We start from the raw sequence: 8570 nt of genomic DNA, 5'->3' as shown, positions 1-8570 counted from the left end.
GGACGGTCCCGCGCGGCATGAAATCGACTGTACAGGCCGGACGGAGTTTGAGCGTGATGACATCGGGCAGCGGCAACGACAAGGGCGAAATCGAGATGCTGGCGGCGTTGCGCCGCGACATCCACGCCCATCCAGAGCTCGGCTTTGAGGAAATCCGCACCTCAGCCATCGTGCAGAAGATGCTGGTGGACGCCGGCATCGCGGTCCATGCGGGCCTCGGCAAGACCGGCGTCGTCGGCACGCTCAAGCTCGGCGAAGGCTCGCGCCGCATCGCGTTGCGCGCCGACATGGACGCGCTCGCCATGCCGGAGATGGCCGAGGATCGCGCCTACAAGTCGACGGCACCAGGCAAGATGCACGCCTGCGGCCATGACGGTCACACCGTCATGCTGCTGGGCGCTGCCCGCGAGCTCGCCCGCAGCCGCAACTTCTCCGGCACGGTGCATTTCATTTTCCAGCCCGCCGAAGAGGGCCGTGGTGGCGCCAAGGCGATGATCGCGGACGGCTTCTTCAAGCAATTTCCTGTCGATGCGGTCTATGGCCTGCATAATATGCCGGGCATCGCACCCGACAGTATGGCGGTCGTCGCCGGCCCGCAGCTTGCCTCCTCCGACCGCTGGACCGTGACATTCCGGGGTATCGGCACCCATGGCGCCAAGCCGCATCTCGGCCGCGACGCGATGACGGCAGCCGGCCAGTTCCTGACCGCGCTGCACACCATCGTTGCCCGCCGCGTCGACCCGCTCCAGCCCGCCGTCGTCAGCGCCTGTGCCATGGAGGCCGGCAGCTTCGAAGCACTCAACGTCATTCCCGATACGGTCAAGATCGGCGGCACCTCGCGGGCCTATTCGGCCGCCGTGCGCGACCAGCTGGAAGAAGAGATCGGCGCATTGGCCGAGGGTTCGGCACGGCTCTACGGCATCGAGGCGGAGTACCGCTATTTCAGGCAGATGCCACCCGTGGTCAACGACCGCGACGCGACCCGGCGGGCGCTGGCAGCAGCGCAAGCGGCACTCGGTGTCGACAAGGTGATGACCGAGTTCCCGCCGTCGACCGCCGGCGACGATTTTGCCATGTTCAGCCAGGAAGTGCCCGGCGCCTATGTCTGGCTCGGCAACGGCCCGGCTGTCGATGGCGCCCTGCACCACAACAGCCGCTACGACTTCAACGACGCGGCGATTGCAACTGGCGTGAAGTTCTGGACGACGCTTGTCGAGCAGGAACTGGCGAAGGCATAAAGCTCATTCCGCCGACARCCGATCATAGAGCAGCTTCAGCACGGCGGCACTTTCGACCCTGAGCGCGACCGAGACGGGCGAGCCGCTGTCATCGACGCTGAGCGCGCCAGCGTCACGCGTTGTGCCGGTGTCGACTGACAACTTCAGCGTCTCGCAATCGAACAGGTTCTCATCCAGCGCCAGAAGCATCACGCATGGGTCGTGCAGCGGCCGGCTCTCGCCTCCCGTCGTCGATTGGAAATAGGCGTCGATCAACGCACCCGATGCCACCGCCGCCGGCACGCCCGTCTGCTGCAGCATGGCAGTATCGTCGCGCGTGGCACGGACTTTTCTGGTCACATCGAGCGGAATGAGCGTCACTTTCAGCCCCGCACCGAAGACGATTTCCGCAGCCTCCGGGTCAGCGGCAATGTTGAACTCGGCGCGTGGACCGATGTTGCCCGGCTCATACACGGCCCCGCCCATGGCGATGACACGGCCGATGCGCTTGGCCGATTCTGGGTGCTCCTGGACCAGCCGGGCGATGTTGGTCAGAGGTCCGAGCGCGAGAATGTCGATGGTGCCAGCATCAGCGGCGTCGAGTGAATCGCGCAGCCACGTTACGGCATCGTTGCCGATGGGAGATGCCAGCGGATCGGGAAAAGCCACGCCGCCAAGGCCGTCATTACCGTGGATGTCGGCGGTGTCGAAGCCCTTGCGCGACAGCGGGCCGGCAGCCCCCGCGATGACCGGCACGTCGATGCGGCCTTCGAGCGCCAGTAGCCGGCCGGCGTTGCGCGTCGTCGTTGCGATGCCGATATTGCCGGCAACTGTCGTGATGCCCTTCACGTCGAACTCGGCCGACTTCAATGCGAGCAGGATCGCCACCGCATCGTCGATGCCGGGATCGGTGTCGATGATCACCGTGCGGGTTGGGTTCTGCTGCATCGCGCGACCTTTCGTTTCAGTCTCAAATCAAGTCTGGCTTCGCTTCCCATTTTCAGGTCAGGTGAATCAAGCTGAAATACCCAGACATATCGAACGAGTAGTAAAATTGACCGACACCTTGCCCRACGACCTGCTGATCGACGCCGCTGACGAAATCCGCATCCGCCAGCATCTCGTCCTTGTCGCCCTGGGCAAGCGCGACGCCGACCGCCTCGTTCAGCTGGGCCGCGTGCTCGACGTGCACACCGGCACCTGGATGGACGATTGCGAGGTGGCGATCAGTGGCCGGCGCATCGCTTATGTCGGGCCGGCAGGGAGCTTTCCGGGTAAGGCCCGCGAGACCATCGACCGCACGCATCTGTCGGCGGTGCCCGGCTTCGGCGAGGTGCACAAGCATATCGAAAGCTCGCACCTGACGCCCGAGCACGAGGCAGCGCTGGTCATGCCGCGCGGCAACACCTGGACCTGCGAGGCGAGCCACGAATTCTCCAACGTCAACGGCCCGCACAATCTGCAATTCTGGCTGACCGCGCGGCGCGCAGGCTCGCCGATGAAGATATTCCCGCTGCCCGGCTCGGCCGTGCCGCCCACCGCCTATGAATGGGGCGGCGGCCATTTCGGCTATGACGAGCAGGCAGCCTTCCTTGCCGAAAGCGCGATGGTCGCCGGCCTCGACGAGGTGATGGACTGGCCTGCCGTGTGGAACCCCGAAAACCCGTCCTACGGGCGGCTATGGGGCATGATCCAGGCGACATTCGAAAAGCGCGGCGTCGTCGAGGGCCATGGCTCTGGCCTGCGCGACCTCGCCTCGATCAACGCCTTTGCGGCTGCGGGCCTGTCGTCCGACCACGAGGCCTGGACGCCTGAGGAAGCCTGGGACAAGCTCGGGCGCGGCATCTTCATTGAGATTCGTCCGCATTCGATGCCCGACATCATCAAGGGCCTGCTTGAGCGCGGCCTGCGCGACTGGAGCCAGGTGGCGTTCGCCACCGACGACCGCAGCGCCTCCGACACCCTCAAGATGGGGGCGACCGACTACAATGTCCGCCTTGCCATCGAAAGCGGGCTCACACCCGAGATCGCCTATCAGTGCGTGTCGATCAACCCGGCACGGCACATGCGGCTGACGCCCTTCGTCGGCTCCATCGCGCCTGGCCGCTTCGCCGATCTGGTGATGCTCGACAAGGCGGCGACCGTTTCCATCGCCGAGGTCTGGGCCGACGGCGAGCAGGTGTCGGAGCACAACACCTTCACCGGTCATCTGCCGCGCATCGACTGGCCCGACTGGGCGACCAAGACCGTGAACATCGGGCGCAAGCTCAGTGCCGACGATTTCGCCATCCCGGCGGAAGCGGGCCGCGAGACGATGCAGGCAGCGTTGCTTCGCCCCTTCCACTGGGACGACAATTTCATCACCACGGAATTGCCGGTGGCGGACGGCCAGGTCCAGCGCGACACCGAGCGCAACATCACCAAATTCGCCGTCGTCGACCGCTTCTCGGGCAAAGGCAAGGTGGCCAAGATGTTCTGGCTCGGCTGTGGGCCGAAAACGGCTGACACCGCCGTCGGCTGCACGGTTGCGCATGACAAGCACAACATCTGGGTCGTCGGTTCGTCCGATACGGCGATGGCCGAAGTGGTCAACCGCATCGTCGAAAACCAGGGCGGATGGGCGCTGGTCACATCTGGCAAGGTGGTCGCCGACGTGCATTACGAGGTCGGTGGCCTCATGACCAACCGACCGGCCGAGGCGCTCGATTCCGAGATGGAAAAGCTCTACGCCGAGGCCAACAAGATCGAATGGCTGTACGAGCCGACATTCTCGCCGCGCTGGTTCCCCGGCTTCCCCGAACGGCTGCAATTCGCGACACTGACCTGCGCGCCGTGGCGCTGGGTGCTGGTGGCACCGACCGATGCGGTGCCTGAGGGTTTCGTCAATGTGCAGACCGGCGCGAGCCACCCTGTAGTGTGGTGAGGGTTGTAGGTGCGTCCTTCGAGGCTCGCCCGCCGACATTGATGTTGGATCTGCAATGGCGCTGCGGGCTCGCTCCTCAGGATGAGGACGGTGCGTGCCAAGCACCCCCTCACCGTCACGGCTTCGCCGTGCCACCTCTCTACCACTTGGTGGGGGGCGAGGAACCCAAGTTCTGTGAGGTCGCCCTCCCCAAGGCCTCACCCCTTAGGTCGCTAGTAAGACATCGCGCGATTGGCGATTCCTCGCCCCCACSAAGTGGKRGAGAGGTGGCACGGCGAAGCCGTGACGGTGAAGGGGTAATACCGTAGAGCGAAACGACAACCCATTGGGGGAATGGCCCAGCGCCAACGCTCCTCATCCTGAGGTGCGAGCCCGCTAAACCTTCATCCAGTCGCGAAAACTTCGGCGGCGAGCCTCGAAGGACGCACCCGCCAACCACCACTCAGCCCTTCTCCTCGGCAAACGCCGCGAGAATGCGCGCCCACGAGCGGATACCCTTCCGAAAACTACTGAGGTCGTATTTCTCGTTCGGGCTGTGGATGCGGTTGTCGAAACGGGCGAAGCCGACAAGCAGCGAGTCCATGCCGAGCTTGTCCTTGAAGGCGCTGAGGATCGGGATCGACCCGCCGGTACCGGCGACGGCCGCCTCTCGCTCCCATTCCTCGGTCAGCGCGCCGAGCGCCTTCTGCAAGAACGCGCCATCCACCGGCATGACCGTTGCGGCACTGGCGCCATGGTCGATGAATTCGACCGAGCAATCCGCCGGCACGCGCCCCCGGACATGGGCGCGGAACGCGGCGCGGATCTTTTCCGGGTCCTGACCGGCAACCAGTCGAAACGAGATCTTGGCCTTGGCCTTGGCCGGGATGACGGTCTTGAAGCCTTCGTCGGTGTAGCCGCCGATGACGCCGTGGATTTCGCAGCTCGGGCGCGCCCAGACCTGCTCCAGCACCGAGCGACCCGCTTCGCCGGCCGGCAGGCTGAGGCCGATATCGCCCAAAAAGCCCTTGTCGTCGAAAGGCAGCCGCTGCCACTGCGCCTTCACAGATTCGGGCAACTCCTGGACACCGTCATAAAAACCCGCGACAGCCACGCCGCCATCCGGTGTGCGCAGGCTTGAAAGAATGTCCGACATCACCTGAAGCGGGTTACGCGCGGCATTGCCATAGATACCCGAATGCAGGTCGCGATCGGCGCAAGCGATCTCGATCTCCTCCTTCAGCACACCGCGCAGCATGGTGGTGACGGCAGGCGTCTCGGCATCCCACATGTCGGTGTCGCAGACGAGCACGACGTCTGCCTTGAGCTCCGCACCGGTCTTTTCGAGGAAGGGTGCGAGGCTCGGGCTCGAAATCTCTTCTTCGCCCTCAAACAGCACCGAAACTTGAATCGGCAGGCTGCCGGTGACGGCCTTCCAGGCGCGGCACGCCTCGACGAAGGTCAGCAGCTGGCCCTTGTCGTCGGAAGCGCCACGGGCGACGATATGGGTATCGCCATTGGGTTGCGGCACAAGCTTGGGCTCGAACGGATCGGAGTGCCACAGCGCCACCGGGTCGACCGGCTGGACGTCGTAGTGGCCGTAAAACAGCACATGCGGCCCCTCGCCCGAGCGATCATGGCCGACGACCATCGGATGGCGCGCTGTCGGACGCACAGAAGCGTCAAAGCCAAGCGCTGCAAGCTCCTTGGTCAGCCAGTCGGCGGCGCGGCGGCAGTCGGCGGCATGCGCCGGATCGGTCGAAACCGAAGGAATGCGGATCAGGTCGAACAGGCGCGCAAGGCTGGCGTCGATATTGGCGTCGACATTTTGCAACACCTTTTCGAGGTGCCCCGAAGCTTCGTTTCTGTTCATGGGTATCGTCCTTCTTCCGTCCTCAGCCGGCGGCGTCGATGCGCGCCATCTCGGCCTTGAAACTCTGCGCCACCTGCAGCGCGTCGCGCAAAACCTTCTTGCGTTCGAGGCTCAGAACCTCGCGGTCGCGCATCAGCCATTGGCCCGCTACCATGACGTCGCGCACGTCGGTCGGCATGGTGGCGAACACCAGCGTCGAATAGACATCGTAGATCGGCTGCTGGCGCGGCGACGACAGGCTGACACGTATGAGATCGGCCTGCTTGCCCGGTTCGAGCGAGCCGACCCTGGCGTCCAGTGCGAGCACCTTGGCGCCATCGCGGGTCGCCATGCGCACGACGTCGACCGAGGCCATCGGCTTGCGGCTGCGACCCAAAAGCTTCTGGAACATCGACACCGGCGCGAACTGCGAGAACAAATCGAGCGTGTTGCCGCTCATCGCGCCATCGGTGGAGATACCGACAGCAATGCCCGCCGCGCGCATAGCTTCGACAGGCGCAATGCCCCTGCCCGCCTTGCCGTTGGAACGGGCATTGTGGGCGACGCAAACCTGAGCATGAGCCATGCGCTGGATGTCGGTTTCATCGACATGCAGGCAGTGGGCGCAGATCAACCCCTTGCGTAGCAGGCCGGCCTTTTCGACAATCTCGACTGGACGCATGCCGTGGGTCTTTTCAGCCCACTCCATCTCGGCATCGCTCTCGGCGAGATGCATCTGCACCGGCACGTCAGGATGATCTTGGGACCAGCGCGCGATGCGCTCCATGACGGCCATGCCGGTCGAGTATGGCGCATGCGGCGCGATCGACGGCATGACACGGTCGTGCCCCGAGAATTCCGCCACCAGCTGTTCGGTGAGCGCGAAGCCTTCGTCAATGGACTTATGATCAGGCGGATCGAAGTCGGCGATGGTCTGGCCGAGAACGCCGCGAATGCCAGCTTGGGCGACGACGCAGGCAACCTCGGTCTCGAAATAATACATATCGGCGACCGTGGTGACGCCACCCTCGATCAGTTCGAGCGCGGCCAATGCCGTGCCTGCACGTACCGCCTCGGGCCGCACGAACTTGCGCTCCAAAGGCAGGATGTAGCGGTAGAGCCGGTCGTCGACGTCTTCGCCCAGGCCACGGAACAGCGTCATCGCCATGTGGCAATGCGGGTTGACCATGCCGGGCATGACGAGATCGCCCTCGGCATCGATCGTCTCCGCGCCGGCGATTTCAGGCGCGTCACCGGAGCCTACGGCCTTGATGACGTCGCCCTCGACATGGACCCAGCCCTTGTCGATGACCGGCATCGCCGGCGTGCAAGGCAGGAGGGTGGCGTTGGCAATCAGGATGGACACGGCAGTCCTCAGCTCATTCCGGCTTCAGCACGCAGCACTGATCGGCAACTGGCACAAGCTTAGCCTTGCTGCCGAGCTCAAGCGGAGTCGACAGCGCGCCATTGGCGATCAGCATGCCGGCGGCGGTTTCGGACTGGTACTGATAGGCGCGGCCGAGATAGGTGCGCAGGCCGAGTGTGGCCGGAATGCCTTCAGCCTTGGGATCGGTGGAAACCGCAAGGCCATCGGCACGGGCGGCAAGGACGAACGCATCGGGGATCGCGCCAAAGCGGTCCTGCGACAGCTTGAGCTGCGAGCCGTCAGGCGTCGTTGCGGTCACGGTTGCACCGTCGCGCGCCGAAACCTTCATCGGCACCAGGTTCTCGAAGCCGACGAAACGCGCAACAAAGGCATTGGCYGGGCGCTGGTACAGCGTCTCGGGCGTGTCGAACTGCATGATGCGGCCGGCATTCATGATTGCCACACGGTCGGAGATCGAGAACGCCTCCTCCTGATCGTGGGTAACATAGACCGATGTCGTGCCGTTGGCGCGCTGTAGCTGACGTATCTCGACACGCATGTCGACGCGCAGCTTGGCGTCGAGGTTGGACAGCGGCTCATCGAACATCAACAGCGGCGGCTCGATGACCAGCGCGCGCGCAAGCGCGACGCGCTGCTTCTGGCCGCCCGACAATGCGCCCGGCAGGCGGTCGGCGAGCTGCGACAGCCCGACACGCTCGAGCATCGCCTTGGCGCGCTTCTCGCGCTCGGCGGCAGATACGCCGCGCTGCTTGAGGCCGAAGCCGACATTGTCGAGTACACTGAGATGCGGAAACAGCGCGTAGTTCTGGAACACCAGGCCGATGTCACGCTTGTAGGCCGGCAGACGGGTGAGGTCCTTGTCGCCGAGCCGGATCGTGCCCGAGGTCGGTTCGAGGAAGCCCGCGATAAGACGCAAGGTCGTTGTCTTGCCGCAGCCCGAGGCGCCGAGCAACGAGACGAGCTCGCCCTTGCCGACCGACAGCGACAGGTCCTCCAGCACCTTGGTGGCGCCGTAGTGGGCAGTGAGATTCTGGACTGTTAGTGCCTGGGTCATATGGCGATAAGACGCAAGGTCGTTGTCTTGCCGCAGCCCGAGGCGCCGAGCAACGAGACGAGCTCGCCCTTGCCGACCGACAGCGACAGGTCCTCCAGCACCTTGGTGGCGCCGTAGTGGGCAGTGAGATTCTGGACTGTTAGTGCCTGGGTCATATG

The 8570-nt window shown here is 64.5% G+C and carries 7 protein-coding genes; 2 read left to right on the top strand and 5 right to left on the bottom strand.

Translation table 11 applies throughout. The annotated features are described in order from the left end of the window. Positions 1-56: 56 nt before the first annotated feature. On the top strand, positions 57-1238 hold the full coding sequence (locus AC1DUU_RS15305) for a M20 aminoacylase family protein (protein WP_476784262.1): 1182 nt from the start codon (positions 57-59) through the stop codon (positions 1236-1238). Positions 1239-1241: 3 nt separating this feature from the next. On the opposite strand, the gene AC1DUU_RS15300 is transcribed toward AC1DUU_RS15305, so the two are convergent. Next, positions 1242-2165 (bottom strand): nucleoside hydrolase, encoded by a 924-nt coding sequence (locus tag AC1DUU_RS15300; protein ID WP_476784260.1) that lies wholly within the window; start codon positions 2163-2165, stop codon positions 1242-1244. A gap of 106 nt (positions 2166-2271) precedes the next feature. On the opposite strand from AC1DUU_RS15300, the gene AC1DUU_RS15295 reads away from it, so the two are divergent. Beyond that, positions 2272-4140, top strand: coding sequence for an adenine deaminase (locus tag AC1DUU_RS15295; protein ID WP_476784259.1), 1869 nt, complete (start codon positions 2272-2274; stop codon positions 4138-4140). 442 nt (positions 4141-4582) lie between these two features. Here AC1DUU_RS15295 and AC1DUU_RS15290 read toward each other — a convergent pair whose 3' ends face one another. The 4 genes from AC1DUU_RS15290 to AC1DUU_RS15275 are packed head-to-tail and all read right to left on the bottom strand — an operon-like array spanning position 4583 to position 8567. Further along, positions 4583-5992, bottom strand: a complete 1410-nt coding sequence (locus AC1DUU_RS15290; protein WP_476784258.1) for a M20/M25/M40 family metallo-hydrolase — start codon at positions 5990-5992, stop codon at positions 4583-4585. 22 nt (positions 5993-6014) lie between these two features. After that, entirely contained in the window at positions 6015-7337 is a 1323-nt protein-coding gene (locus AC1DUU_RS15285; protein ID WP_476784257.1) for an amidohydrolase family protein, read from the bottom strand. A 13-nt stretch (positions 7338-7350) separates the two neighbouring features. Then, positions 7351-8412: an ABC transporter ATP-binding protein gene (locus AC1DUU_RS15280; protein ID WP_476784256.1), complete on the bottom strand. Its 1062-nt coding sequence runs from the start codon at positions 8410-8412 to the stop codon at positions 7351-7353. Then, positions 8409-8567, bottom strand: coding sequence for an ATP-binding cassette domain-containing protein (locus tag AC1DUU_RS15275; RefSeq protein ID WP_476784261.1), 159 nt, complete (start codon positions 8565-8567; stop codon positions 8409-8411). The genes AC1DUU_RS15280 and AC1DUU_RS15275 overlap by 4 nt, the downstream gene beginning before the upstream one ends. Between the last annotated feature and the right edge of the window lie 3 nt (positions 8568-8570).

It is taken from the genome of Aminobacter sp. P4_H6_2 (assembly GCF_056400805.1).
This window is presented reverse-complemented; position numbering and strand designations above follow the sequence as displayed.

Excerpts from the sequence above, each read along its gene's own strand:
- AC1DUU_RS15305 (WP_476784262.1), top strand. The coding sequence starts at position 57 with ATGACATCGGGCAGCGGCAACGACAAGGGCGAAATCGAGATGCTGGCG.
- AC1DUU_RS15290 (WP_476784258.1), bottom strand. The coding sequence starts at position 5,992 with ATGAACAGAAACGAAGCTTCGGGGCACCTCGAAAAGGTGTTGCAAAAT.
- AC1DUU_RS15275 (WP_476784261.1), bottom strand. The coding sequence starts at position 8,567 with ATGACCCAGGCACTAACAGTCCAGAATCTCACTGCCCACTACGGCGCC.